The 23288-nt window shown below is 53.9% G+C and carries 28 protein-coding genes; 13 read left to right on the top strand and 15 right to left on the bottom strand.

Translation table 11 applies throughout. The features are described 5' to 3' along the window. Positions 1-85: 85 nt before the first annotated feature. Positions 86-811 (top strand): SapC family protein, encoded by a 726-nt coding sequence (locus AJE_RS06110; RefSeq protein WP_008950117.1) that lies wholly within the window; start codon positions 86-88, stop codon positions 809-811. An 86-nt stretch (positions 812-897) separates the two neighbouring features. On the opposite strand, the gene coaD is transcribed toward AJE_RS06110, so the two are convergent. Then, on the bottom strand, positions 898-1383 hold the full coding sequence (gene coaD / locus AJE_RS06105; RefSeq protein ID WP_008606923.1) for a pantetheine-phosphate adenylyltransferase: 486 nt from the start codon (positions 1381-1383) through the stop codon (positions 898-900). Positions 1384-1490: 107 nt separating this feature from the next. Here coaD and AJE_RS06100 point away from each other — a divergent pair, with 107 nt between their 5' ends. From AJE_RS06100 to tdh, 3 genes are all read left to right on the top strand, one after another. Then, positions 1491-2162, top strand: coding sequence for a TetR/AcrR family transcriptional regulator (locus AJE_RS06100; RefSeq protein WP_008950116.1), 672 nt, complete (start codon positions 1491-1493; stop codon positions 2160-2162). A 127-nt stretch (positions 2163-2289) separates the two neighbouring features. Then, a complete protein-coding gene (locus tag AJE_RS06095; RefSeq protein ID WP_008950115.1) occupies positions 2290-3486 on the top strand; it encodes a glycine C-acetyltransferase in 1197 nt (398 codons plus the stop codon). 14 nt (positions 3487-3500) lie between these two features. Continuing rightward, on the top strand, positions 3501-4526 hold the full coding sequence (gene tdh / locus AJE_RS06090; RefSeq protein ID WP_008950114.1) for an L-threonine 3-dehydrogenase: 1026 nt from the start codon (positions 3501-3503) through the stop codon (positions 4524-4526). 56 nt (positions 4527-4582) lie between these two features. Here tdh and AJE_RS18750 read toward each other — a convergent pair whose 3' ends face one another. The 10 genes from AJE_RS18750 to AJE_RS06045 form a co-directional block, all read right to left on the bottom strand. After that, positions 4583-6334, bottom strand: a complete 1752-nt coding sequence (locus AJE_RS18750) for a GGDEF domain-containing protein (protein ID WP_008950113.1) — start codon at positions 6332-6334, stop codon at positions 4583-4585. 12 nt (positions 6335-6346) lie between these two features. Further along, entirely contained in the window at positions 6347-6607 is a 261-nt protein-coding gene (locus tag AJE_RS06080; protein WP_008950112.1) for a hypothetical protein, read from the bottom strand. Positions 6608-6683: 76 nt separating this feature from the next. Next, entirely contained in the window at positions 6684-7244 is a 561-nt protein-coding gene (locus AJE_RS06075) for a GNAT family N-acetyltransferase (protein WP_008950111.1), read from the bottom strand. Continuing rightward, positions 7231-8028, bottom strand: a complete 798-nt coding sequence (locus AJE_RS06070; protein WP_008950110.1) for an SAM-dependent methyltransferase — start codon at positions 8026-8028, stop codon at positions 7231-7233. The genes AJE_RS06075 and AJE_RS06070 overlap by 14 nt, the downstream gene beginning before the upstream one ends. A gap of 8 nt (positions 8029-8036) precedes the next feature. Beyond that, on the bottom strand, positions 8037-8975 hold the full coding sequence (gene dusC / locus AJE_RS06065) for a tRNA dihydrouridine(16) synthase DusC (RefSeq protein ID WP_008950109.1): 939 nt from the start codon (positions 8973-8975) through the stop codon (positions 8037-8039). A 21-nt stretch (positions 8976-8996) separates the two neighbouring features. Then, the gene (locus AJE_RS18090; protein WP_008950108.1) at positions 8997-9167 is read right to left on the bottom strand and encodes a DUF2256 domain-containing protein; all 171 of its coding nucleotides are present in this window, start codon (positions 9165-9167) and stop codon (positions 8997-8999) included. A gap of 9 nt (positions 9168-9176) precedes the next feature. After that, a complete protein-coding gene (locus AJE_RS06060; protein ID WP_008950107.1) occupies positions 9177-10049 on the bottom strand; it encodes an HDOD domain-containing protein in 873 nt (290 codons plus the stop codon). Between the two features lie 69 nt (positions 10050-10118). Then, the gene (locus AJE_RS06055) at positions 10119-10583 is read right to left on the bottom strand and encodes a hypothetical protein (protein WP_008606942.1); all 465 of its coding nucleotides are present in this window, start codon (positions 10581-10583) and stop codon (positions 10119-10121) included. 106 nt (positions 10584-10689) lie between these two features. Beyond that, positions 10690-12492, bottom strand: coding sequence for a M48 family metallopeptidase (locus tag AJE_RS06050; protein WP_008950106.1), 1803 nt, complete (start codon positions 12490-12492; stop codon positions 10690-10692). A gap of 3 nt (positions 12493-12495) precedes the next feature. Continuing rightward, entirely contained in the window at positions 12496-13086 is a 591-nt protein-coding gene (locus tag AJE_RS06045; protein WP_008950105.1) for a LemA family protein, read from the bottom strand. 141 nt (positions 13087-13227) lie between these two features. On the opposite strand from AJE_RS06045, the gene glpE reads away from it, so the two are divergent. Together glpE and glpG are read left to right on the top strand one after the other, a co-directional pair. Further along, the gene (glpE, locus tag AJE_RS06040) at positions 13228-13554 is read left to right on the top strand and encodes a thiosulfate sulfurtransferase GlpE (protein WP_008950104.1); all 327 of its coding nucleotides are present in this window, start codon (positions 13228-13230) and stop codon (positions 13552-13554) included. Next, a complete protein-coding gene (gene glpG / locus AJE_RS06035) occupies positions 13554-14360 on the top strand; it encodes a rhomboid family intramembrane serine protease GlpG (protein WP_008606947.1) in 807 nt (268 codons plus the stop codon). The genes glpE and glpG overlap by 1 nt, the downstream gene beginning before the upstream one ends. Before the next feature lie 30 nt (positions 14361-14390). Here glpG and AJE_RS06030 read toward each other — a convergent pair whose 3' ends face one another. Then, on the bottom strand, positions 14391-14795 hold the full coding sequence (locus AJE_RS06030) for a flagellar basal body-associated FliL family protein (RefSeq protein ID WP_008950103.1): 405 nt from the start codon (positions 14793-14795) through the stop codon (positions 14391-14393). A 159-nt stretch (positions 14796-14954) separates the two neighbouring features. Between AJE_RS06030 and AJE_RS06025 the strand changes: the two genes are divergently transcribed. From AJE_RS06025 to AJE_RS06015, 3 genes are all read left to right on the top strand, one after another. Further along, a complete protein-coding gene (locus AJE_RS06025) occupies positions 14955-15479 on the top strand; it encodes a chorismate--pyruvate lyase family protein (RefSeq protein ID WP_008950102.1) in 525 nt (174 codons plus the stop codon). Beyond that, the gene (gene ubiA / locus AJE_RS06020) at positions 15476-16333 is read left to right on the top strand and encodes a 4-hydroxybenzoate octaprenyltransferase (protein WP_008606950.1); all 858 of its coding nucleotides are present in this window, start codon (positions 15476-15478) and stop codon (positions 16331-16333) included. Before AJE_RS06025 ends, ubiA begins: the two co-directional genes overlap by 4 nt. Before the next feature lie 267 nt (positions 16334-16600). Next, positions 16601-17020: a DUF192 domain-containing protein gene (locus AJE_RS06015; RefSeq protein WP_008950101.1), complete on the top strand. Its 420-nt coding sequence runs from the start codon at positions 16601-16603 to the stop codon at positions 17018-17020. A 7-nt stretch (positions 17021-17027) separates the two neighbouring features. Here the strand turns inward: AJE_RS06015 and AJE_RS06010 are convergent, their stop codons facing one another. Beyond that, the gene (locus AJE_RS06010) at positions 17028-17645 is read right to left on the bottom strand and encodes a 2OG-Fe(II) oxygenase (RefSeq protein WP_008950100.1); all 618 of its coding nucleotides are present in this window, start codon (positions 17643-17645) and stop codon (positions 17028-17030) included. A gap of 98 nt (positions 17646-17743) precedes the next feature. Between AJE_RS06010 and AJE_RS06005 the strand changes: the two genes are divergently transcribed. Further along, on the top strand, positions 17744-18319 hold the full coding sequence (locus AJE_RS06005) for a DUF3833 family protein (RefSeq protein WP_008950099.1): 576 nt from the start codon (positions 17744-17746) through the stop codon (positions 18317-18319). Positions 18320-18375: 56 nt separating this feature from the next. Here AJE_RS06005 and AJE_RS06000 read toward each other — a convergent pair whose 3' ends face one another. After that, positions 18376-18954, bottom strand: coding sequence for a DUF4136 domain-containing protein (locus AJE_RS06000; protein WP_138984201.1), 579 nt, complete (start codon positions 18952-18954; stop codon positions 18376-18378). A gap of 254 nt (positions 18955-19208) precedes the next feature. Between AJE_RS06000 and AJE_RS05990 the strand changes: the two genes are divergently transcribed. Together AJE_RS05990 and AJE_RS05985 are read left to right on the top strand one after the other, a co-directional pair. Continuing rightward, positions 19209-20669: a coiled-coil domain-containing protein gene (locus AJE_RS05990; protein ID WP_008950097.1), complete on the top strand. Its 1461-nt coding sequence runs from the start codon at positions 19209-19211 to the stop codon at positions 20667-20669. Between the two features lie 66 nt (positions 20670-20735). After that, on the top strand, positions 20736-21353 hold the full coding sequence (locus AJE_RS05985; protein WP_008950096.1) for a YjaG family protein: 618 nt from the start codon (positions 20736-20738) through the stop codon (positions 21351-21353). 6 nt (positions 21354-21359) lie between these two features. On the opposite strand, the gene rsmD is transcribed toward AJE_RS05985, so the two are convergent. Further along, positions 21360-21959 (bottom strand): 16S rRNA (guanine(966)-N(2))-methyltransferase RsmD, encoded by a 600-nt coding sequence (gene rsmD, locus AJE_RS05980; RefSeq protein WP_008950095.1) that lies wholly within the window; start codon positions 21957-21959, stop codon positions 21360-21362. Between the two features lie 80 nt (positions 21960-22039). Between rsmD and ftsY the strand changes: the two genes are divergently transcribed. After that, positions 22040-23287 (top strand): signal recognition particle-docking protein FtsY, encoded by a 1248-nt coding sequence (gene ftsY, locus AJE_RS05975; RefSeq protein ID WP_008950094.1) that lies wholly within the window; start codon positions 22040-22042, stop codon positions 23285-23287. The last annotated feature ends 1 nt before the right edge of the window (position 23288 follow it).

The raw sequence follows: 23288 nt of genomic DNA, 5'->3' as shown, positions 1-23288 counted from the left end.
AACTGGCCGAAAGCGCTGCCGATCTGCTACAGGTGCCCGCGACCGGCGGGCAATTAGAGAAAAAATTCAGAGAACAGAGTCGTTTATGGAACAGAATAAAGTTGTAGGGCTGCATAAAGAAAAACACGCGAAAACCAAAATCAGCTCAGTGCGGCCGTTAAGTCATATCGCGCAGGAACATATGCTGCCGGTAGTAGTACATGAATTTGTAGTAGCCGGTGCTGAGTTCCCGGTGGTGTTTGTTAAAGACCAACAATCTGAACGCTTCCAACCAGTAGTCTTATTAGGCCTGGCGGCACAACAGAATTTGATCCTGAAAGATGATAAGTGGGGGGCATTGTATGTGCCACGAGTCGTCCGTAACTATCCATTAGTGCTGGTTCAAGACGCACCTGATAGTGATCGTTTAATTGTCGCCATTGATGAAACTTCAGAGCGGGTAAATGAAACCGAAGGTTTCCCGCTGTTTAACGACGATGGCAGCGAGAGCGAGTTTTTAACTGCACGTAAGCAGCAAATGGGTGAGTATGTTGATTATTCCCAGATGACGCAAGTGTTTATGGAAAAACTGAAAAGCCTGGACTTACTGAAAGAGCAGGTACTAACAGTTACCATTAACGGTGAAAAACGCAATATCAACGGCATCCATATGGTTGACGATCAAAAGCTGAATGAGCTGAGCGACGAAACCTTCCTGGAACTGCGTAAGCTGGGTTATCTGACGGCAATTTATGCGCACCTGATGTCACTGCAGCATACGCAGAAGCTGGTACAAAAACTGGCTGAGCGCGAAGAAGCCGCTAAGGCCTAAGCGTTATCGGCAAACAGCAACGGCAGCCTCGGCTGCCGTTTTGCGTTTGATGGCTACCACATACTGTTAAACGCGGCTAAGCGTGACTAAGCGCGGCCAAACTTTGCCAGTAAGGCCTGTTTCACATGCTCGGGGACAAAGCTGGCGACATCGCCGCCATGCCGGCATACTTCTTTGACCAGCGTCGACGAGATAAAGGTATTTTTCTCCGACGGCGTCATAAAAATACTGTCCAGCTCCGGATTTAGCGAGCGGTTCATGCTGGCCAGCTGAAACTCATACTCATAGTCGGCTACCGCCCGTACGCCGCGGATCAGCACCTGCGCCTGTTGGCTTTTGGCAAAATCAGCCAGCAGACCAGAAAACCCAATTACTGACACATTCTGGCAGTCGGCAAAGGCCTGCCGGGCCAGCGCGACCCGCTCATCCAGGCTAAATAACGGCTGTTTGCTGGGGTTAGCCGCTACCGCAACAATTACGGTTTCAAATAGCCGGGCGGCACGCAGTACAATATCAGCGTGGCCATTGGTTAAAGGATCAAAGGTACCGGGGTAAATCGCACGAATATGCATCAAAAGCAGTTCCTGTCAGGGCCAGCGCAGAGCTTGCTGGCATTTAACGTCAATTTGGCGTTACTATAGCAAAATAACCGCCTAAAAAAAGAAGCCTGCAGTTCGCAATGGAAAAGAAGCTCAGAACCAAAGACCGGATTATTCAAGCCAGTATTGCGTTATTTAATGAGGTTGGTGAGCGTCAGGTTACCACTAACCATATTGCAGCCCATCTGGGCATCAGCCCCGGCAACCTGTATTACCACTTCCGCAATAAAGAAGACATTATCCGGCATATTTTCCGTGAATATACCAAGCTGCTGGAAACCCGGATTAAACCGCCTTCAGCCCAGGCCAAGCCGCTGGATGCCCTGACTGATTATCTGGATATCGTATTTGAGCTGATGTGGCGGTTTCATTTTTTCTACGCCAATCTGCCGGATATCCTGTCACGGGATCCGGCGTTGCAACAGGATTACCTGCAGGTGCAGCAGGGCGTACTGGCGCGGGTGATGACGGTAATTAAAGCCTTAAAAGCCCAGGGCGTCATCGCAGTTGATGAAGCCGATATCCGCGATCTGGCGCACAATATCAAACTGCTGGTTACCTTTTGGATCAGCTATCTGAAAACCCAGGCGCCACAGGCTGAAGTGAATCAGGCCAACCTGTACCGTGGCGTACTAAAAGTACTGCTGTTATTTAAGCCCTATGCCACCGCTGCCGCCCGCGCCGATATGCTGCAACTGCAGCACTACTATAGTCAGCTGGTCGGAACAGATCAGGCAGCGGCCGATTTGTAGCCAATTCTTTACAAGCGGGGCAGGCAAGCCCCGCTAATCTTCGGTATAATCGCTGCAGCAAGGGCCGCTAAAAAGTACAATAGCGCGTCAAATCAACTTACCCGCCTACATTGCCAGAGGAGGCTTTATGCGCAATGGCGCTTTTCTGCACCATCTACAACAACAAATCGAAGAGGTGAAAGCAGAAGGTCTGTACAAAGCAGAACGTATTATCAGCTCACAACAACAAGCCAGCGTTACCGTTGGCAGCGAGCAGGTACTAAACTTTTGTGCCAATAACTATCTGGGCCTGGCCAATAACCCCGAACTGATTGCTGTCGCGCAGCAGGGCCTGCAAAGCCACGGCTTTGGTGTCGCCTCAGTGCGGTTTATCTGTGGTACCCAGGATATCCATAAACAGCTGGAAGCGAAAATCAGTGCCTTTTTAGGTACCGAAGATACCATCCTGTACTCTTCCTGCTTTGATGCCAATGGCGGTTTGTTTGAAACCATCCTCGGTGCTGAAGATGCGGTGATCTCGGATGCACTGAATCATGCCTCTATTATTGACGGCGTGCGGCTGTGTAAAGCCAAACGCTACCGTTATGCCAATAACAATATGGCCGAGCTGGAAGCCCAGCTGCAGCAGGCCGATGCCGATGGCGCCCGTTTTAAGCTGATTGCCACTGATGGCGTGTTCTCGATGGATGGCGTGATTGCCGACTTAAAAGCGGTGTGTGATCTGGCCGATAAATACAACGCCATGGTAATGGTTGACGATAGCCATGCCGTGGGTTTTGTGGGTAAAAATGGCCGTGGTACCCACGAATACTGTGAGGTGATGGACAGAGTCGATATTATTACCGGTACCCTGGGCAAGGCGCTGGGCGGTGCCTCCGGTGGTTATACCTCAGGTAAAAAAGAAATTATCGAATGGCTGCGGCAGCGTTCACGGCCTTATCTGTTCTCGAACTCGTTAGCGCCTTCTATTGTTACTGCGTCAATCAAGGTGCTGGAGATGCTGGAGCAGGGCGGCGCGCTGCGGGAAAAGCTGTGGCAAAACGCCAATTATTTCCGCGAGCAGATGACGGCCGCCGGCTTTACGCTGGCCGGTAAAGATCATGCCATTATTCCGGTGATGCTGGGTGATGCCAAGGTGGCCGCCGAAATGGCGAAACGCATGCTGGCCGAGGGCATCTATGTGGTTGGCTTCTCCTTTCCGGTGGTACCGAAAGGGCAGGCGCGGATCCGCACCCAGATTTCGGCGGCACATACAAAAGAGCAGCTGGATAAAGCCATTGCGGCCTTTATCCGCATTGGTAAAGACATGGGCGTGATCGCATAAGGCGGGGCGTAATAATGAAAGCATTAGCAAAATTAAAAGCAGAACCGGGCATCTGGCAAACCGAGGTTGAGAAACCGGAAGTGGGGCCAAACGATGTGCTGATCCGGATTAAAAAAACCGCCATCTGTGGCACAGACGTGCATATCTACAAATGGGATGAATGGGCGCAAAATACCATTCCGCATGGCATGGTGGTTGGTCATGAATATGTCGGCGTCATTGAAGGCATGGGCTCAGAAGTGCGCGGCTTTAAAGTGGGTGACCGTGTCTCCGGCGAAGGCCATATTACCTGCGGCTACTGCCGTAACTGCCGCGCCGGCCGCGTGCATTTATGCCGTAATACCATTGGCGTAGGGGTAAACCGTACCGGCTCTTTTGCTGAATATCTGGTGATCCCGGCTTATAACGCCTTTAAGCTGCCGGACAATATCCCGGATAATATCGCGGCGATCTTTGACCCCTTTGGCAATGCCGTACATACCGCCCTGTCTTTTGATCTGGTGGGTGAAGATGTGCTGATCACCGGGGCCGGCCCTATCGGTATTATGGCAGCCGCGGTAGCGCGCCATGTTGGTGCCCGGCATGTGGTGGTAACAGACGTTAACCCGTACCGGCTTGAGCTGGCGCTAAAAATGGGCGCCAGACGCGCCGTTGATGTCAGCAAACAGAACCTGAAAGACGTGATGCAGGAGCTGGGCATGACCGAGGGCTTTGATGTTGGGTTGGAGATGTCTGGCGTACCGGCAGCCTTTAACAGCATGCTGGATACCATGAACCATGGCGGTAAGATTGCGATGCTGGGCATTCCGCCGTCGACCATGGCGATTGACTGGAATAAGGTCATCTTTAAAGGCCTGGTAATTAAAGGCATTTACGGCCGGGAAATGTTTGAAACCTGGTATAAGATGGCGAGCTTAATTCAGTCTGGTCTGGATTTAAGCCCGATTATTACCCACGAAATGCCAATGGAAAACTATCAAGAAGGCTTTGAGATTATGTGCTCAGGCCAGTCGGGTAAGGTGATCCTAAACTGGTCTTAAGCTAAGGCTGGTTTTAACGAGGGCGTGTTGATAGCTGCAAAAACAAGCAGCAAACATCAACACGCCCTGGCCCCGTCCGCTGTGGCGGGGCAGTACACCTGATTACGTCCCTGCTGTTTGGCCTGATACATAGCTGCATCGGCAGCTGCCAGCAAGGCACTGAGATCATAACCCGCCTGCTGACTGTCGCTAATGCCAAAGCTGGCCGTAACCTTAAATTTTGGCTGATAACCACTGGTATCAATATCTGCCAGTGCGGTACGACAAATATCAGCCAGCATCACCGCCTGCTCGGCCGTGCAGTCTGTCAGCAGGATCACAAACTCTTCGCCACCAATACGGCCAAAAATATCGCTATGCCGGATAAAGTTGCGGCAACTTAGCACCACTTGTTGCAAGGTCCAGTCGCCGGCGGCATGACCAAAGCGGTCATTAATTTGTTTAAAGTGGTCCAAATCAAACAGGATCAGCGCTACCGGCCGCTGCGCCCGGATACAATGGGCAATTTCCCGCTGCGCCTGCTCAGTAAAATGATAACGGTTGCTAATGCCGGTAAGTTGGTCAAACTCGGCCATTTTGCGATAACGCTTACTGCGGGTCAGGCCACGGTAGGTCAGTAAGCCAAGGATTAAACTCAGGCTACCAATCAGTAATAGCATTAAATAGCGATTTTCCGCCTGCTGCTGATATAAATTACGTTCCAGCGTAAGCAGTTCATTATCTTTATCCAATAGCTGGATCCGTTGCTCTTTCAGACGGGCTTCGCCACTGGCCAGCTGGTAAGCCAATTGCTGCGAGGCTTTTTCTCTGGCAATCGCCAGCTCGGTATCACGGCGTTTTTCGCTATAACGCAGCAGGTTGTCAAAGTTACGCTCCGCCTGCGCCAGCAGCGTTAGTACCCGGTAGGTACTCAGCACCGCCGGGTCATTCCGATCACCCGGTAAACTTTGCTCAGCGCGCTGCGCCAGCTCACTGGCTGCAGCCAACTCGCCCTGTTGTAAAAGCGCTTCTGCGGCGGCGGCGTTAAAACCGGCGGTTAAAATCGGATAATTAATCTGTTCAACCTGAGAATAATACTGCTGATAAAACGCCAGGGCAGCAGCGGCTTGCTGTTGTTCCAGTAAATAGAACATATGGTTGCGGATAATTAGTAAATTAAACATTGCCTCTGTAGTGGCCTCGCATAATTCACTTATCTCATTAAATGTCTGTTGATATTCATTAAAAGGCACTGAGTGATACAGGCTTTGTAATCCCAGTGCCTGGAGACGACAGCGCAGAGTCGTATCGCGGGTAATCTTTAAACCATGGCTAATTAATTGTTGGATCTGCTCATAACGCTCAATTTTGCTGTAAAGCAGAATGACTTGCCCGATAGTCTGATAGTAAAGATGCTCATCGTTTATCGATACAGCATAACTGAGCAGTTTCTCAACGCCAGCAAAGGCGTCGATATACTTAAAACTAAGGGTATGAATATTTACAATTAAACTCGAAGCTCTAATGGCCAGTTGTCTATCTGCGCGCTGTTCAATTCCTTCAGCAAGTTGGAGCGCTTGATTGAAGTCGCCTTTTATTACCAGATCCCATGCTGATAATAGTGAAAGTTTATGTTTGTCATGCTCGCTAATTTGCTGATCATTTGTGCTCGCTTTCAAAGAGGCAAGCCTGTCAGTAAACTCAGTACGATTTTTCAGGCGCAGCTCATCAAGCTCTCTGAGCTGTTCTGAAATACTGTTTACGTTAGCCTGTACTGATAGAACCACCAAACTAAACAGAGCTGAGAGTATCGCCTTAGCGAGCGTCATTATCGACCCTGTTTACCCTGCGCGCCGCATCACCGATACAGCAGCAATCGTCAACTTCTCTTCATCAGGTTCTGGTTTATCAGGTTCAGGTTGCTCTGGTTTTTCGGGCTCTTCTGGCTCTGGTGTGAGTACAAAACAGATAATCTTTTCCCGCAATAATGCCTGCTCTGCCGTATTAAGCGTAGCCAGTAGCGCAGCATTATCGGATTCGACGCTGGGTTGCCAGACCGGCGTAAGTGCCAGGCTTAGTAGTTGCTCGGATAAAGAAGGCATTAGCAGGGCTCGGTAATTAAAAGTCGATATGCCTAATGTAGGCAGTTTTTATGACAGCAGCAAGGGGCCTTTGGTTTTATTTTCGGGATTCTTCCGCCGGGTTCAGCTTAAGTGGCCGGCTTAGCCGTAAAAAACCATCCGCTAGTTCGGCACTGACCTTAAACCCCAGCTTGGCTGCCGAATGCAGGGCGGCGAGATTTTGCTGCTGGATCCTTTTGCTCAGGGTTTCAATTCCGCCCAGACTCCCGGCCTGCGCAATCAACAATCGGCTAAGTTGGGTGCCGAGCCCCTGCTGTTGCCAGGCAGGTAACAACATACGGCCAAGCTCAGCCTCGCTGACATTGGCGCCCGGTAATAACATCGCCAGCCCGATAGCGCCCACTCCGGCCAGTTGTACCTGAAAATACGCTGCCGGCCAGCTGGTGGTTGTCGCTGTGGTCACAGGCAAAGAGGCAGGCTGCTGCAGGTGCTGTAGCAGCGTATTAAAACGCGCCCGCGCCTGCGTTATGCTTAGTGCCGGACCGATATGCCGCATTACCTGGGGTTCGCAAAATAACGCCAGAAATAGTGGCTCGGCCGCAGGGTCAAGAGCCTGTAACGTCAGGCCGGGTTGGCTGGTGCCGTTAACGGCTAACATCTGTTGTCTGATCCAGTGCGGCCAATTGTTGCAGCAGTTCCGTATTGGCCTGTAGCGCGCTGCAGGGCGGGATCACCAGTGTGGTTTTACCGCTGACAGTGGCCTGTGCCAGCTCTGATAGAGGCAAATGCTCAATGCGGGCTTGCTGGGTCGGCAGGCTGGCCGCTTCATACAGGGTAACCTGATGTGCCGGCGGATAAAAACGGCATAAATAGTCGCTTAACAGCTGCCGGTATTGGCCGGGGGTGGCAAAGCGTGCCAGACTGCGGTCGCCGGCAACACCCAGTTGCCATAAAATAAGGTAGGCGGCGGTATCGATAGTGCGCTGATAAAACATAAACTGGCTGCATTCGTACAGCTGGCAACCATAGCGGCCCGGATCAATCCCCAGATCGGCATACAGACAGTCTTCGGCTGAGATCGCCGGTAGCATCCGGCTAAAATAGCCTTGTTGCTGTGCCTGCTTCACTGCCTGATGCGGTACCCAGGCAAAGACCCCCGGATGACCATAAAAGGCGCCAACCACCTTCTTACCGGCCGCGACTTCAGCCAGCATCGCCTCAACCATTAGCTGATAGCTATGCTGGCGTGAAGGCCCCTGATGATAATAAGGCTGCAGTGAGCGGGCGTCCGGGTGCATCTCCAGTAACCATTGCTCGGTTAACGCATCGGCCATTAGCACAAAGACCACATCGGCAGCAGCGATATAGTTGCGGCTAAGCGGGTCCAGATGGGCACCCAGCATAATGCCGGTACCCAGGCAAATCAGACTGCCCTGCGTCATGTGGTCTCCTAGTCGCTGCGTTGTTGCTCAAGTAACTGCAAAATATCCCGGCTTTTGGTCAGTAAGCGCAGCTGGCTAAATAACTGCTGCGCCTCGGGGTATTGCAGTTTCAGGTAACTAAACCATTGCTTTACCCGGTTAGCGTAATATTTGCCTTTATCGCCGGCAATTTCAAATTCGGAATAGTGCATCAATAACGCCAGCACCTCTGGCCAGGGCAGTGGAGCGGCCTGATCCCGGATATGCCGCGCCAGATTGGGCATCGCCAGCGCGCCGCGGCCAAGCATAATATCCTGGCATTGACTTTGCTGCTGACAGAGCAGCGCTTGTTCGGCATTCCAGATCTCGCCATTAGCAACCAGCGGTATTTTTACCTGCTGCTTTATTTTGGCAATCCAGGGCCAATACGCCGGTGGCCGGTACCCATCGCTTTTGGTGCGGGCATGGATCGCCAGGCTGCTGGCGCCGGCCTCGGCAATGGCTTTAGCATTGTCAAGCGCCAGACTGGTATCGTCATAACCGAGCCGAATTTTGGCGCTGACCGGGAACTGCGCCGGTACGGCGTCGCGCACGGCTTTTACGATCCGATACAGGGTCTCGGTTTCTTTTAACAGCACGGCGCCGCCGCGGCTCTTATTCACTGCTTTTGCCGGGCAACCAAAATTCAGATCGACGCCGGGTGAGCCCAGTTCCACCGCCCGCGCTGCATTTTCGGCCAGCCAGTGTGGTTCCTGCCCCAATAATTGCACCCGTACCGGGGTGCCGGCGCGGGTTTTACCACCTTGCAGCAGTTCCGGGCACAGCCGGGTAAACACCCGGGCCGGCAGTTTTTGGTCCACCACCCGCACAAATTCGGTAATACACAAGTCATAGCCGCCAATTTGCGTCAGCATTTCGCGCATCAGGTGATCAACCACGCCCTCCATCGGGGCCAGTACGATTTTCATTTAGTTACTGTTTTGCTTCATTTAGTTGCTGTCTTGCGGCGAGGTGGCGTGCGCATGCTGGCGTTGCCGGCGGCAGCGCTCGGAGCAGTAGCGCACGTCATCCCAGTTACGCTGCCACTTTTTGCGCCAGCTAAAAGCTAACTGGCACACCGGGCAGATTTTTTGCGGCAGGGTGGTTTTGTGGTGGGCCATAAAGCCGCCTTAAACGCTATAGATGGTGCGCAGTTCCTGGCGGTGCAACAGCTCGGCCAGCTCCGGTAATTGCAGCGGCTCCAGCTCCAGCACATCCAGAATACGGCTTTGATGCAGCTGCCATTCCGGATCCAGATTAACCTGAAACAGCTGCCGGCTTTCACCACTGAAAAATTCGGCAATTTTTAAAATGGCAAAGCGCTGATGTTCGGTTTGGTTATCGGTTTCCAGCAACAGCGCCGGGCTGTGGTGATAGGCAATAATATTACACAGTGTCTGGGTCAGACCCCAGGATTCGGCAATCAGATAGCCCAGCACTTCATGGCTGGTATGAAAATGCTGCTCTTCAATACTGCTGACCGCCTGCTGTTGCAGCAAACCTTGCTGCAGCACAGTGGCATATTGCGGCGCCTGTTGGCTAATCAGTGCCATGCCGGCGTTGCGAAATAGCCCCAGTGAGTAACAATCGTCCTGGCACTGCTGATCAAAATTCAGCTGTTTCGCCAGTGTCATCGCCAGGGTGGCGGTATGCAGGGCATTGGTCCAGAGCTTGCGGCTAAACTCATCCTGGCGGCCTTCTTCCAGCGTAAAGCGCAGCAGTACACTGCGTACCAGCATGACTACCCGGTTTAATCCCAGATAGCGGCAGGCTTGCTCCACCGAGGTAATTTTATTGCGCAGCCCAAAGTAGGCCGAGTTGACTACCTTGAGCGTAAAGCCGGCAATACCGATATCCAGCGCAATCAGCGAAGCAATACGGTTTAAGTCCGGTTCGGCAGCATTCAGTTGTTGCTGGATATGCCGCAGTACCTGGGGTTGTGGCGGAATGGTAAAGCCCTGCAGCGCATGCTCAACCAGGCTCATATCGATTGCTTTTACCATCTGCTTTACTCCCGGTTGTGCACTTTTGGGTATGCCTTTTGTCGTGCGCCGCTAATCAGAACTAAGGATTTACGAATCGAGGTAAGGCCGGCCCAGCATTAATTGCTGTGCCAGTTGCGTTTCTGCCTGCTGATCAGTGAGCTGCAGGTCGAGAAACTGCACATCAAATTGCAGCAGGTCGTCGTCTGCTAAATGCACCGCCACCAGCTTATCCGGTACCTGATGCACCTGACGGTAGGCATTAATCGCCACCTGGGCGGCTTGCTCCATTAAGGCGAGAAAATGCCCGAGCGGATAGCGCTGAAATACCGGATCATCCAGATGCGCCCAGCCTAATAAGTCACCGCTGATGCTGCCATCGGCATGATCGGTAAACAGCATTGAAACAGCGGCGCAGCTGGGGTTTTCACCCGGGGTAAATTGTTCGGCATCCTGCTCGGAAAACAGCAGCACATAGCCAAAACCCGGGCAGCCTTCGGCATCCATTTCGTCGAACGACGGATCGTACAACAGGAACAAACGATTATCAGACATGGCGACCCCGGCTTGCTAAACAAGCGGCTATTCTACCTGAGGTCGGAGCTGCACTAAAGCCCTCTGGCCGGATCTTGTAGCGATTTAACCGCAATTGCCGGCCCGGCTAGTGGAAATCCGCTGTCAGCGGCACCGGCAGCTCCAGCAGTAACGCCAGCAGGTTAAGTAAGCCCTGCTCTGCGGCCGTTGCCGCCTGATCGGCAGAAACTGCTGCCAGGATGCTCTGCCAGACCTGTTGTTTGATTGCCGGAGCCGCACTCAGTAGCGGCCGCAGTGCCTGATCCAGGCGGCTAAAGTCTACCGGTGGTGCCGTGGTATCCGCCGGCAGTTGCAGCGCATTTAGCGCGGCCTGCCAGGCTTGCTGCTGCTTGTTGCTGTCGCCGGCGGCGCTGGCAACGGCGCTGAGCAAGGGCAGCAGGGCGGGCAACAGGTCGGCCAGGCTTTGGCGGTTATACTGGCGAACCAGTTCTTTGCTGTCGAATTCACTGGCCACCACATGCTCCAGCAAACTTAAGCTAAGCCACTGTGACAGATCCGGCGTGTTACCGGCCAGTTGTCGCAGTAACTTATCAAAGGCACGGAATTCTGACTCACTCAGCTGCTTTAACGCTGGCACCGACATTTGCAACAACTGCACCTGCTGTGGCAGGGCCAGGCGTTGTACCGCATCGGAGAGTTGATCAACTTCGGCCAGCAGTTGGCTGCCGCCATAGGCTTTAATCTGGGCCAGTTGGTTGGCCAGCTGCTCAGTTCTGAGCAATAACGCACAGGCGATAGCCTGTGCCGGACGGGTTTGATGGCTGCTTTGGCTTAGCAGCAGCGGGATAGCGGCCAGCATGGCGCGACGCTGGCGCTCCTGCGGTTGTTCCGGGGTCTGGGATACAGTGGGTTTGACTGGCTGTTGGCTGCTCGGATAACGGCCGTTCCAGCTTGGATCCAGCCGGCGAATGCGTTTTTCAAGCGGCGGATGGGTAGCGAAGATCGCCACCCAGCGGCTTAGCGCTTCGCCAAAAAACAAATGGCTGACTTCATCGGCATTGGCGTGTTGTACTTTGGCGCCGTATTGATGGCCACCGATGCGCTTTAAGGCGCCGGCAATACCGCTTGGATTACGGCTAAACTGTACCGCCGAAGCATCGGCCAGATACTCGCGCTGTCGGCTGACGGCAGCCTTAATCAGATTACCAAAAAACGAACCGAGATAGCCGATCACGACCAGGCCAAGACCCAGCAGCATAATGGCGCCGGCACCATCATTATTATTGCGTCTGGAGCGGGCATAGCTGGCGCCACGACCGGCGCGTAACAGGTAATAACCAAGATGGCCGATAAATAAAATGCCATTCAGCACCGCGATCAGCCGGATATTCATGCGCATATCGCCGTTCAGAATATGGCTGAATTCATGGGCGATCACGCCCTGCAGTTCGTCGCGGCTAAGTTGCTCCAGCGCGCCCTGCGTGACGCCAATAACCGCATCGGCCGGGCTGTAACCGGCAGCAAAGGCGTTAATGCCGCGTTCGGCCAGCAGATAAACCGGTGGCACCGGCAGGTTAGCTGCCAGCGCCATCTCCTCTACCACATTCAGTAACCGGCGCTGCAGCGGATCTTGTGCATCCGGTTTCAGACGCACCCCGCCAAGCGCTTCGGCTACACTGCGGCCACCCAGTTTCAGTTGCTGCCACTTGGCCATAATCGCCAGGCCCACCACGGCAAGGACCACCAGGCTGATGCTGCTGATCACTTCCCACGGCAGTTGTACCGGGCCACCCTGAAACAGGCTGAAACTCAGCATCACCAGCAGATTGGTCAGGATGATCAGCGCCAGCACCGCTAAAGCGAACAGCGTGATCAGGACCCGGGTATTGCGCCGGGCCAGATCCTGTTGCTGGAAGAAATTGCTCGCCATTGCTTAAAAGCTGACTTTGGGTGCCTGTTGAATTTGCGCGCTTTCAGCGAATTCCAGCAGCTTGGCATCCTGTTTGTGGCCAAAGCTGGCGGCAAAGAACATCGGCGGGAAGCTTTGTTTATAGGTGTTATATTCGGTTACCGCATCATTAAAAGCCTGACGGGCAAAAGCAACACGATTCTCGGTGCTGGTCAGCTCTTCCGACAGCTGCTGCATATTGGCGCTGGCTTTCAGGTCCGGATAAGCTTCCATCACCATACTAAAGCGGCTCATTGCACCTTGCAGGGCGCCTTCGGCCTGGGCTAACTGGCTGATGGCACCGGCATCGCCCGGATTATTGGCGGCCACTTTCAGCCCGGCCAACGCGGCATTACGGGCGGCGATCACAGCTTCCAGCGTTTCGCGTTCATGCTGCATATAGGCTTTGGCAGTTTCCACCAGGTTGGGGATCAGATCATAACGGCGCTTAAGTTGTACTTCGATTTGTGCAAAAGCATTCTGAAAACGGTTTTTCAGTTTAACCAGCTGGTTAAAAATGCTGATCAGGTAAAATACCACCGCCGCCAGCAAGGCCAGAATTATCAGTAACGTCATTTTAAGCTCCTTACAGGATATTAACGCCTATTGTTAATGAAAGTTTAACCTTCTGTCCAGTGTCTGCGGCCGGATTTCGCCGGATTAGTACTAAAGTGCGGCAACCTGCGGTATGATAACGGCCTTGTACCGGGAGTAGTTATGAGTGATTTTAAACGTATTTCAGTGGCAGAAACGCTGGAGTTATTAGCCCAGCAGGCAGTAATTGCCGATATCCGCGACGAGCAAAGCTTTGCCAGTGGTCATATGGCGGGCGCCTTTCATTTGACCAACACCAGCCTGGGCCAGTTTATGCGCCAGGTGCCATTTGAACAGCCGGTGGTCGTAGTCTGTTATCACGGTAATTCCAGTCAGGGCGCGGCGCGTTATCTGGCAGAGCAGGGCTACGAACAGGTGTACAGTATGGATGGCGGCGTTGAGAGCTGGCGCACGCAACAGCCTGTTGTCAGCGGGCACAGTGACGCCTGATGCTGACTAAGGTTGCGGAGTTTCGCGCCCAGCCGGCGGCGCTGTTATTTGCCGATTACTGCACCAGTCAGGGGCTGACGGTGCAGCTGCAGCTGGAAGGCGAGCTGACACTGCTGCTGGCCGACAGCGCGCAGTTGCCGCAAGTGGAAGCCCTGTTGACGGAATTTATCCGTGAGCCGGATCATCCGCGCTATCAGGCAGCAGCCTGGCAACAGAGTAACAGTGTGCAACTGGAGCCATCGATCCGGCTGCCGTCCAAGCAGCTATGGCGCCAACTGCCGCTAACCCTGCTGCTGGTTGCGCTGACGCTGGCGGTCTATGGCTGGCAACAGCTGGATTTTCGCGCGGCCGCTCAGGCACTGCTGTTAACCAATAATGCAGAGCTCTGGCGTTGGCTAACTCCGATATTGCTGCATTTCTCACTGACGCATCTGGTGTTTAATCTGGCCTGGTGGGGCTTGTTGGGCGCCAAAATCGAACGCTTCAGAGGCAGTGGCTTTTTATTGCAACTGACCCTGAGCAGTGCGGTGATTTCCAATGGCTTGCAACTGGCACTGGCCGGTCCCAATTTTGGTGGCTTATCCGGGGTGGTGTATGCGCTGGTGGGCTATTGCTACCTGAGTGATGTATTAAGCGGTCGTCAGCGCTATCAGTTGGGGCATGGTCTGTTTGGCTTTATGTTGCTGTGGTTGCTGCTGGGCTTCTTCGATCTGCTGTGGGTTAATATGGCGAACTGGGCGCATCTGGGCGGCTTGGGCTGTGGCTTACTCTGGGCCTGGTTAAGCCGGGACCGGCGGCATCAATAATTCAGCTGGCAGTAACGGCAGGCTCTGCCGTTACTGATACAGATATTTGGTAAACAACACATCCTGCACCATCGGCTGTCCGGTTTCCCGGCGTAGCACCTGTTGCAGCTGTTCCAGAATAATCAGTCGGATCTCTTCGCGCCCATGCAGGGATTTGACCTTCTCTTCCGATTGCTTACTCAGAATGCCAATAATGGTATCCAGGATCAGTGGCTCATGGTACTCGATGGTTTTCAGCATATCCCGGCTGGGTAACATCAGCTCGACTGACACCCGCAAGTAACCCAGGGTGCGGCGGTTTTCGGTGACATAGTTGGTGACGATATCCGGGTCAAAGCCGTAATACACCACCTCAGGCACATTTTGCTGTGCTTGGGCAGGCAGCGCTGTTAATAACAGTAGCGGTGCAAAGATCAGGGGCAGTAATGCGCGCAAGGTTAGCTTTCCTCATCGGAGCGGGTTTCTGATAATCATATCAGTAGTCTCTTAGTTAGGCGAATGGCCGACTAAAAATAGTTAGGCTAATTGCCGCTTAAAAAAATTCCTACCCTTGCTATAATGCGGCAATTTTTGCATTCTGAACCCGACTAACTGATGACAGCAGTATTTTCGCTGGCGGCCTGTGCCGAACCCTGGCAACAGGCTGATGCCAGTAAGGCACCGGCTACCCTGTTACCCTGGCTGTTGGAGCCGGCGTCACTGACCGCCCGTTTAAAAGCGCACTGTCAGCAATTCCGGCTGCAGTTGCTGGCGGAACAATCTTTGCCACTGCCGCAGACCTTACAGTCGCTGCTGCCGGCCAGTAGCCTTTGTACCCGCCGCGAGGTGTTAATGTGGTGCGATCAACAAGCGGCCGTCTATGCCCAGAGTTGGATCCCGCAGTCCAGCCAACAACGCTTGCAGCAGCTGGCTGCCCTCGGGGAACAGCCATTGGGCGAGTTGTTGTTTCAGTATCCGGATTTGCAACGCAGTCCGATTGAAATTGCCCGGCTTAGCCTGCCGTGGCCAAGCGCAGAGATCGCTGCGGGTGAATATTGGGCCAGACGCTCCGTGTTTTCGGTAGCCGGTGCGCCCTTATTAGTGGCAGAGGTTTTTCTGCCGGTGGTGGAGACGCTATGACAACGCTAAGCTGGCAACGACGCCAGGCCTACTGGCAATTGATGCGGCTGGATAAGCCGATCGGCACCTATCTGCTGCTATGGCCTACCTGGTGGGCATTATGGCTTGCTGCGGATGGGATCCCGCCTCTCGATTACTGGCTGATCTTTAGCCTCGGCGTGCTGTTAATGCGCTCAGCAGGTTGTGTGATCAATGATTATGCCGATCGCCATTTTGATGGTCAGGTTAGCCGCACTAAAGCCCGGCCGCTGGCCAGTGGCCAGCTGCAGCCAGTTGAAGCGCTGCAGCTGTTTCTGCTGTTGCTGTTACTGGCCGCCAGCTTATTGCTGTTCTTAAACCGGCAAACCCAACTGCTTGCGCTGGTGGCCGTGCTGCTGGCCAGCAGCTATCCCTTTATGAAACGCTACACCCATCTGCCACAGCTGGTATTGGGTGCGGCCTATAGCTGGGGGATCCCGATGGCCTTTATGGCGCTGCAGGGCGAGGTACCGCTGTATGCCTGGTGGCTGTATCTGGCGAATCTGCTGTGGACAGTGGCCTATGATACCTTTTATGCGCTGGTCGACCGTGACGATGATCTCAAGGCGGGTATTAAATCGACGGCGGTGTTGTTTGGCCGCTATGCCCAGCCGGTGATTGCGCTGTTGCAACTCGGCTTTTTGGGCCTGTTGGCATTGCTTGGGCAAACGCTGGCACTGGGCTGGCCGTTCTTTTTAGCCCTGGCGCTCTGTGTGCCGGCTTTTGCCTGGCAGCACTACCGGGCGACGAAGGGGCCTCAGGGCGCCTTTGCCGCGTTCCTGGATAACCATTATGTTGGTATGCTGCTGTTTGTCGGGGTGGCGGTGGGAGTATAGTGCTCTTTCCAGTTAATTATGACGTGTTCAGCGTTTGCCCGGGCTTTCAAGGCAAGGCGACTCGTCGAAGGCATAGTGGCGCTCTGTCAAGACGAGACAACGCGGCATTGGAAGCCCGGGCAAACGCCCGCAGGGTCGGTTTAAAATGCCCTCAGACGTCGTTGCTTGTTTTTGATTTAGCGCCACTAAACCTGCAAACAAGCGCCTAGCCTGAGGGCATTTTAATTCCGACTGAATCATTCATAATTAACTGGAAAGAGCACTGATATGAAAGCCTATTTACTCAGTTTACTGCTGTTAGCGGGTTGCAGCAGCGTGCAGGCAGAGCCGCCGTTTGGCAGGGCCCAGATCGCCTTTGCCGGGCAGCAAGTTGCGGTGCAACTGGCCGATACACCGGCGTTACGAGCCCGCGGTCTGATGTTTCAGCAAAGTGCCGAGCCTGGTATGCTGCTGTTATACACGGTGCCGGAGCCAATAAGTTTGTGGATGCGCAATACCGGCCTGGAGCTGGATGTCGCCTTTATTGATGCCAACTGGCAGATCCAGAGTATTAAGCCACTTGAGCCTTATGATGAAAGCATTGTCAGCTCGGAAGGCCCGGTGATTGCCGCCCTGGAGAAACCGCGCGGCTGGTTTGCCGCCCGCGGCTTGACGGTCGGCAGTCAGCTCAGCTTAGTTCGCGACTGACAGCCGGCTAGCGGCTGGGATCAATCAGGCCATTCAGGCTGTTATTGCGCCGAAACCAGCCGGCGATGCTAAAGCGCGGGCTGCTGGCCGGCAACACTTCATGTGGAAAGCGCTCACTCTCAAATACAATTAACCCGCCGGCTGCTGGCTGAAACTGCCGGATCAACTGATCCTGCTCGTCATACAATGCCAGAGCGCCACCTTCTCTGACGCTGTTAAGATAGGTAACCGTGGTCAGCACCCGATTGGAGCGGCCCTGAAAGGCGTCCAGATGCTTCTGATAAAAGTCACCGCTTTGATAACGCGCATAATGGCATTCAAAATCAAACAGGCCGAGCAGACAGCGTTGATTAAATACCTGCTGCAACTGCTGCATCAGTGCCAGATACTGCTGTTGTGCCGGCGTACTGCCGTCCAGCCAGGCGGTGTGGTCGCGCCGGATCTGTTGATCCTGCAAATGCGCGGCCTGACGGCCCACGCCTGCCGCGCGTAGCGGTTGCTGCTGTAAATCCTCCAATAACGCAGAGGTTAGCGGTTCGGGTAAAAAAGTGGGTAGCCAAACCCAGCCCTGCTGATAGAAGGGGGTGATAATGCTGTCCCAGTCGGTTGCGGTTGGCGCTGACATAATGACTCCAAAAGCGGTAACGGACATAGTTTGCCATAGCAGTGAGCCAGCTCATAGCGACTCGCGTATCAGCAACATAAGAAACAGGAGGAATGACCATGCGCATCGCTTTACTTGCGGCGACACTGCTGCTGACCGCTTGCAGCAAAACTGTACTGGACTACCGGCAACAAACGCCGGTATTAAAACTGGATGAGTTTTTCGCCGGCAGTGGCCGCGCCTATGGCGTGCTACACGACTGGCGTGGCCGCCAGACGCTACGCTTTACGGCGGATCTGTGTGGCGAATGGCAACAAGGCCGTGGCGACCTGTACGAGGTGTTCTATTTTAGTGACGGCCGTATTGAGCAGCGGCACTGGCGGTTGCAGCAAGACAGTTCAGGCAAAATCAGTGGTACGGCCGGTGACGTGGTAGGGGAAGCCAGCGGCCAACTGGCCGGTAATGCGTTGTATTGGCAATATGTATTGCGCATCCCTTACGACGGTAGCACCCTGGATGTGACAGTTAAAGACTGGCTATATCTGATTGATCCGCAAAATCTGATTAACCGCACAACGATGCATAAGTTTGGGTTGAAGGTGGCGGAGTTGACGTTATCGATCCAGCAAACCGATAGCAGTGCAGACTGTACGCCATTAAAGCAGCAGGTTGCTGAGCTGGCAGCCAAGTTGTAGCAGGATCGGGTGTTGCACTGTTGAGCCCGCTGTGGGCTCAACAATGTTGAATACATTTAGCGGCGGCTTGGAAACTGCTGAAAAATATGATTGACGACCCGCGCAGTGGACTCGCGTGGTTGCTGCAGATCCTGCTGGCTTAATACACCCTCGGCAATCCCTTCCCACACCAGCTGCTTACGGCTGGCATCCACTAAATCAATATTTACGGTGCCAACGCGGTAATGTACCGTTTCGACATCGGTTTGATAATAGGGGAAAGGCGCATACAGACCACGGCGATAATAATAGTAGCTGTACGGATGCAGACTGGGTGAAGTGGTACTGCGCACTTCTGAACGCTGAGCCACGTTAGAGTTAAAGTTAATCAACAGCTGTGGCTCATCGCTTAGCCGGTAACCGCGCGCCGTCATCTCCGCCGTAATAGCGGCTTTCAGGTGCTGGGTCACCAGGCTGGTATAGCCGGCGCGATCAGTTGCCAATTCGGACATAAAGCCAAAGGTTTGATAACTACTCAGGTCGACGTTCGGCGCCTGATCGGTCCGCACTTTAGGGCCTGAGGCACAGGCTGTTAACCACAAGGCTGAGGCGAGCAGAATGCCGCGCCAGAGCCAGGAAGAATGCTGCTTATTCATAACTACCGCCATCTCAATCAACTTAGCCTTGATATCTTACTATACTGCGCCAGCCATTTCTGCGATCAACCCGGCTGCGACTTGCATATTTTGACGCTGGCAAGCAAACTAAGTTCCGGCTGGCACAGCAAATTACCCGGCCAGACAGGAGTCACTGACTTTGTGCTGCTAAGAAGTTAGCATTGCATGCGCGCTGCTATTACACTTAGCATAGTGTATTGCCAGCCTGTAACGGCAGATTTTACGAGATAATAATGAAAACAAAGGATAAAACGCCAACCAGAGCTGAACCTGAAGCAGTCAGTCAACAGGCCTCAGCCGCCCTGTCTGATGCACTGGCCAGCTTTGCCACCCAGTTACAGCAACAGCAGCAACTCTGGCTGCAACAAATGCAAACTGCGCTGGATGCCCAATGGCAACAGCGGCTTATCGCCCACGAACAGGCTTATCAGAAACTGTATAAAGATTGGCAACAAAGCCGGCAGCAGCTGGAGTTGGCTGTGCCGGCACCTGCTGCCGATCCGCGGCTGTTACAGGAACAGGAACGGCAAAATCAGCAATTACGGCAAAGACTGCAGCAATTAGAAGCGCAGTTAGCCGGGTTGCAGCAACAACAAGCCAGTGCGGTAGAACAACACGCCTCAGAACAGCAAATGGCTGGTCAGTTTCAGCAACAGTTAGCCGAGCTGCAACAGGCAATGCAGGTGCAGCAGGAGGCACTGACCGTGGCCGATACCGCTTATGCAGCGGAGCGGCAAAAGGTGGCAGAGCTGGAGCAGCAGCTGGCTGCAGCCAGTGTCGGCACTGCCAGTACGCTAAGTGCTGAACAGCAAAAAGTAACCGAGCTGCAACAACAACTAGCACAGACCACCGCGCAGCTGCAGCAACACGAACAACAGGCTGCCAAGGCCCGGGTAGAAGCCGAACAGAAACTGGCGGCGCTTAGCGAGCAGTTACAGCAGCGCGAACAGCAGGTTACCGCCACCCAGGCAGACGCTGAGCAGAAACTGGTGGAATTAACCGAACAGCTACAGCAGCGTGAGCAGCAAGCGGTAGCCGCCCAGGCAGGCGCTGAGCAGAAACTGGCGGAGTTAACCGAACAGCTACAACAGCGTGAACAGCAAGCGGCAGCCGCCCAGGCAGAAGCCGAACAGAAACTGACCGAACTGACCGAACAGCTGCAGCAACACAAACAACAAGCGGCAGCAGCTGTTGCCGCTGAACAACAAAAGGCTGACGAGCTGGCGGCTCAGGGGGCGTCATTACAGCAGCAACTGGAGCTGGTACAGGCTGAGTTTGAGTCACAACGCCAGCAGATACAGCAATTGACTGAGCAGCAGACAGAGCTGGGGCAGAAACTGCAGTTTAAGCAGCAGATGTATCTGCAATTGCAGGAAGAAAATCAGGTGCTGAATCAGCAACAAAGCGAGCAGCTTGCCCAATTACAGCAACTGGCCGCCAGTGAGCAGCAATTACGGGAACAGCTGGAGCGGCAGGATTTACTGCTGCAACAGGCCCGCTTGCGGCTGGAGGTCACAGTCGAGAAACAGCAGTTGGAAGCGGATCAGGCCCGGGAGACCATTCGGGTGCTGCGGCAGGAATTAGCCAAAGGCCAGGAAGAGCATCAGGCGACCTTATCCGATCTGCAAAGCCGGCTGACCGAATATAAGCTGAAATTTGAATATGCACAGCGTCAGCTGTCGACTATGCCATAATAGGCGCCAAAGCAGGCCGGCTAGCCTGCTATTTTTTTGACAGGAATACTCTTTTTTAGGAATGCTATGAAACAAAAAGCCAATAACTTTCAGCAGATGCGCGAACTTAATCTGGCGCAGCAGGCGGCAATTGCTGCCAGTTTGCTGGAGCGGATGTTACCGAATTATCAACTGTTTAGCGAAGTCAGTCAGTTCGGCGATCCGGTGTTGGTGCGCAAAATTCTTGATCTGTGCTGGGAGTGGCTGACGGTACCGAAAGCGAAAATCAATTTCGAGCGCCTGGCGGAAGAACTGGAGCTGGCGACGCCTGAGGTCAATCATTACGATATGTTCGGGGTCTATCCGGCGGTTGATTGCGCCACGGCGCTGGATATGATGCTCAATGGCATCCGCGAACAGGATGCCGCCGAATTTATTAATGTGGCGAAGATTTCGCAGGCCACCGTGGCCCGGCTGATTGAATATGAAGCGGAAGACGCGGATATTACCACCGAAGCTGAGCTGAAAAAGCTGGTGCGGGATCACCCCTTGATGCAATACGAGATGGAGTGTCTGGCGGAGCTAATCGAACTGGTCAAACCTATGACGCGGATCGGCCGCGAACAAATGCAGCAGTTAAAAGCCTGGGTCAAAGAGCAGGGGCTAACTAACCTCGGTATGGAGCTTAGCCCGGAGACTGAGTAACCCTATTTAGCGGCTACTCTGGCGCAGAAAGAGGCGATAGGCCAGCTGGCCGGCAACCTTTTCCTTTAGCAGCTGCCAGTTGGCGGGTATGGTTCCTAATGCCAGTTCTTTCTCGGTTTCCAGATAGATCAGGGCGCTGTCTGTCAGCCAGCCCTGTTGCTCTAACGCCAGACAGCAAGGCAGTGCCAAGCCCTGCCGGAATGGCGGGTCGATCAACACCAGATTATATTGCCGCTGTGCCGGGCGCTGCAGCCATTGCAGACAATCGGCATTGACGACCTCAGCATTGCTCGCTGCTAACGCTTTCAGATGTTGCTGCAGCTGCCGCGCCAATGCCGGCGCTTTTTCTACCAGTGTCAGATAAGCAGCGTAGCGTGACAGTGCCTCTAAACCCAGGCTACCGCTACCGGCAAAACAATCCAGCACCGTACTTTGTGCCGTATCCTGCATCAGCCAGTTAAACAGGGTTTCCTTAACGCGATCGGTCGTGGGTCTGAGGCCCGCGGCATCGGTTACCGGCAGCTTTTTACCCCGCCATTTACCACTGATGATTCTGACGAAACCGCTGGGGCCGCCTGCGCTACCACGACTGCTCGATTGTTTCATTGATTCGTTTTTGCCTGACAGATAAAGGTGTTAGTATAAGGCCAATTTTATCCTAGTTTTCAGCTCTGACCTAACTGCATATGACAAAACAGAATAAACTCTTTTCCTGGCTTGGTTTTGGTAAGAAGCCATCAGACGCACCCGACACGGCAACTCAGCCCGAGTCTACAGCCGCTAACGCGACAGCAACAACGGAAACCCCAGCCGCTGCTACGCCGGTTGCAGATGCTGCGGTAACGGCAGCGCCAGTAACGGATGCGCCTGCGGCCGACGTGCCGGTCCAGGAGAATCCGGCCGCCGCACAGCAGGCAGACAGCAGTCCGGCGCTGGTTACCGCTGCACCAGCGCCAGCAGCACCGACAGAGGCCGCAGCACCCAAGGTTAACCCGATCTTGGATAACCCGAAAAAGCCAGGTCTGTTTGCCCGCTTAAAGCAGGGACTGGCGAAAACCAGTCTGAATCTGGGGGCTGGTTTAGCCTCACTGTTCGTTGGCAAGAAAATTGATGACGAGCTGTACGAAGAGCTGGAAACGCAGTTACTGCTGGCTGACGTCGGTATGGATACGACCCAGAAGCTGATTAAACAGTTAACCAGCCATGCTGATCGCAAGGCACTGAAAGACGCCGGTCTGCTGTATGAAAAACTGCAGCAGGATATGGCCGAGTTGTTGCAGCACGTGGAACAGCCGCTGCAACCTGAAGCCAGTGACGGCCCCTTTGTGATCCTGATGGTCGGGGTAAACGGTGTTGGTAAAACCACGACTATCGGTAAGATGGCACAGCAGTTTAAGCAGCAGGGCAAAACCGTGATGCTGGCGGCTGGCGATACCTTCCGGGCCGCCGCGGTGGAGCAGCTGCAGGTGTGGGGCGAACGTAATCAGATCCCGGTGATTGCCCAGCATACCGGCGCAGATAGCGCCTCAGTGATTTTTGATGCCTATCAGGCGGCCAAAGCCCGTAAAGTCGATGTGCTGATCGCTGATACCGCCGGCCGCTTACAAAATAAAGCGCATTTGATGGAAGAGCTGAAGAAGATTGTCCGGGTATTGCAAAAGATTGAGCCGGCGGCACCGCACGAAGTGATGCTGACGCTGGATGCCGGTACCGGCCAGAATGCGCTGAGTCAGGCCAAACTTTTTAACGAAGCGGTCCCCCTGACCGGTATTAGTTTGACCAAGCTGGATGGTACTGCCAAAGGCGGGGTGATCTTTGCGATTGCCGATCAGTTTAAGGTGCCGATCCGTTTTATCGGGGTGGGGGAAGCCATCGATGACCTGCGGCAGTTCCAGGCCCAGGACTTTATCCGGGCACTGTTTAACAAGGAATAAC

It is taken from the genome of Alishewanella jeotgali KCTC 22429 (assembly GCF_000245735.1).
Classification (GTDB): Bacteria; Pseudomonadota; Gammaproteobacteria; order Enterobacterales; family Alteromonadaceae; genus Alishewanella; species Alishewanella jeotgali.
Note: the sequence above shows the minus strand (reverse complement) of the source record. Positions and strands in the feature narration are given on the sequence as shown.

Excerpts from the sequence above, each read along its gene's own strand:
- AJE_RS06070 (WP_008950110.1), bottom strand. The coding sequence starts at position 8,028 with ATGACGCAGGGCAGTCTGATTTGCCTGGGTACCGGCATTATGCTGGGT.
- AJE_RS06095 (WP_008950115.1), top strand. The coding sequence starts at position 2,290 with ATGCGCAATGGCGCTTTTCTGCACCATCTACAACAACAAATCGAAGAG.
- coaD (WP_008606923.1), bottom strand. The coding sequence starts at position 1,383 with ATGCATATTCGTGCGATTTACCCCGGTACCTTTGATCCTTTAACCAAT.
- AJE_RS06055 (WP_008606942.1), bottom strand. The coding sequence starts at position 10,583 with ATGTCTGATAATCGTTTGTTCCTGTTGTACGATCCGTCGTTCGACGAA.
- ubiA (WP_008606950.1), top strand. The coding sequence starts at position 15,476 with ATGACAACGCTAAGCTGGCAACGACGCCAGGCCTACTGGCAATTGATG.
- dusC (WP_008950109.1), bottom strand. The coding sequence starts at position 8,975 with ATGAAAATCGTACTGGCCCCGATGGAGGGCGTGGTTGATCACCTGATG.
- rsmD (WP_008950095.1), bottom strand. The coding sequence starts at position 21,959 with ATGAAACAATCGAGCAGTCGTGGTAGCGCAGGCGGCCCCAGCGGTTTC.
- AJE_RS06060 (WP_008950107.1), bottom strand. The coding sequence starts at position 10,049 with ATGGTAAAAGCAATCGATATGAGCCTGGTTGAGCATGCGCTGCAGGGC.
- AJE_RS06045 (WP_008950105.1), bottom strand. The coding sequence starts at position 13,086 with ATGACGTTACTGATAATTCTGGCCTTGCTGGCGGCGGTGGTATTTTAC.
- AJE_RS06080 (WP_008950112.1), bottom strand. The coding sequence starts at position 6,607 with ATGCCTTCTTTATCCGAGCAACTACTAAGCCTGGCACTTACGCCGGTC.
- AJE_RS05985 (WP_008950096.1), top strand. The coding sequence starts at position 20,736 with ATGAAACAAAAAGCCAATAACTTTCAGCAGATGCGCGAACTTAATCTG.
- AJE_RS18750 (WP_008950113.1), bottom strand. The coding sequence starts at position 6,334 with ATGACGCTCGCTAAGGCGATACTCTCAGCTCTGTTTAGTTTGGTGGTT.
- AJE_RS06010 (WP_008950100.1), bottom strand. The coding sequence starts at position 17,645 with ATGTCAGCGCCAACCGCAACCGACTGGGACAGCATTATCACCCCCTTC.
- ftsY (WP_008950094.1), top strand. The coding sequence starts at position 22,040 with ATGACAAAACAGAATAAACTCTTTTCCTGGCTTGGTTTTGGTAAGAAG.
- AJE_RS06000 (WP_138984201.1), bottom strand. The coding sequence starts at position 18,954 with ATGAATAAGCAGCATTCTTCCTGGCTCTGGCGCGGCATTCTGCTCGCC.
- tdh (WP_008950114.1), top strand. The coding sequence starts at position 3,501 with ATGAAAGCATTAGCAAAATTAAAAGCAGAACCGGGCATCTGGCAAACC.
- AJE_RS18090 (WP_008950108.1), bottom strand. The coding sequence starts at position 9,167 with ATGGCCCACCACAAAACCACCCTGCCGCAAAAAATCTGCCCGGTGTGC.
- AJE_RS06075 (WP_008950111.1), bottom strand. The coding sequence starts at position 7,244 with ATGTTAGCCGTTAACGGCACCAGCCAACCCGGCCTGACGTTACAGGCT.
- AJE_RS06025 (WP_008950102.1), top strand. The coding sequence starts at position 14,955 with ATGACAGCAGTATTTTCGCTGGCGGCCTGTGCCGAACCCTGGCAACAG.
- AJE_RS06110 (WP_008950117.1), top strand. The coding sequence starts at position 86 with ATGGAACAGAATAAAGTTGTAGGGCTGCATAAAGAAAAACACGCGAAA.
- AJE_RS06015 (WP_008950101.1), top strand. The coding sequence starts at position 16,601 with ATGAAAGCCTATTTACTCAGTTTACTGCTGTTAGCGGGTTGCAGCAGC.
- AJE_RS06005 (WP_008950099.1), top strand. The coding sequence starts at position 17,744 with ATGCGCATCGCTTTACTTGCGGCGACACTGCTGCTGACCGCTTGCAGC.
- AJE_RS06100 (WP_008950116.1), top strand. The coding sequence starts at position 1,491 with ATGGAAAAGAAGCTCAGAACCAAAGACCGGATTATTCAAGCCAGTATT.
- AJE_RS05990 (WP_008950097.1), top strand. The coding sequence starts at position 19,209 with ATGAAAACAAAGGATAAAACGCCAACCAGAGCTGAACCTGAAGCAGTC.
- glpE (WP_008950104.1), top strand. The coding sequence starts at position 13,228 with ATGAGTGATTTTAAACGTATTTCAGTGGCAGAAACGCTGGAGTTATTA.
- AJE_RS06050 (WP_008950106.1), bottom strand. The coding sequence starts at position 12,492 with ATGGCGAGCAATTTCTTCCAGCAACAGGATCTGGCCCGGCGCAATACC.
- glpG (WP_008606947.1), top strand. The coding sequence starts at position 13,554 with ATGCTGACTAAGGTTGCGGAGTTTCGCGCCCAGCCGGCGGCGCTGTTA.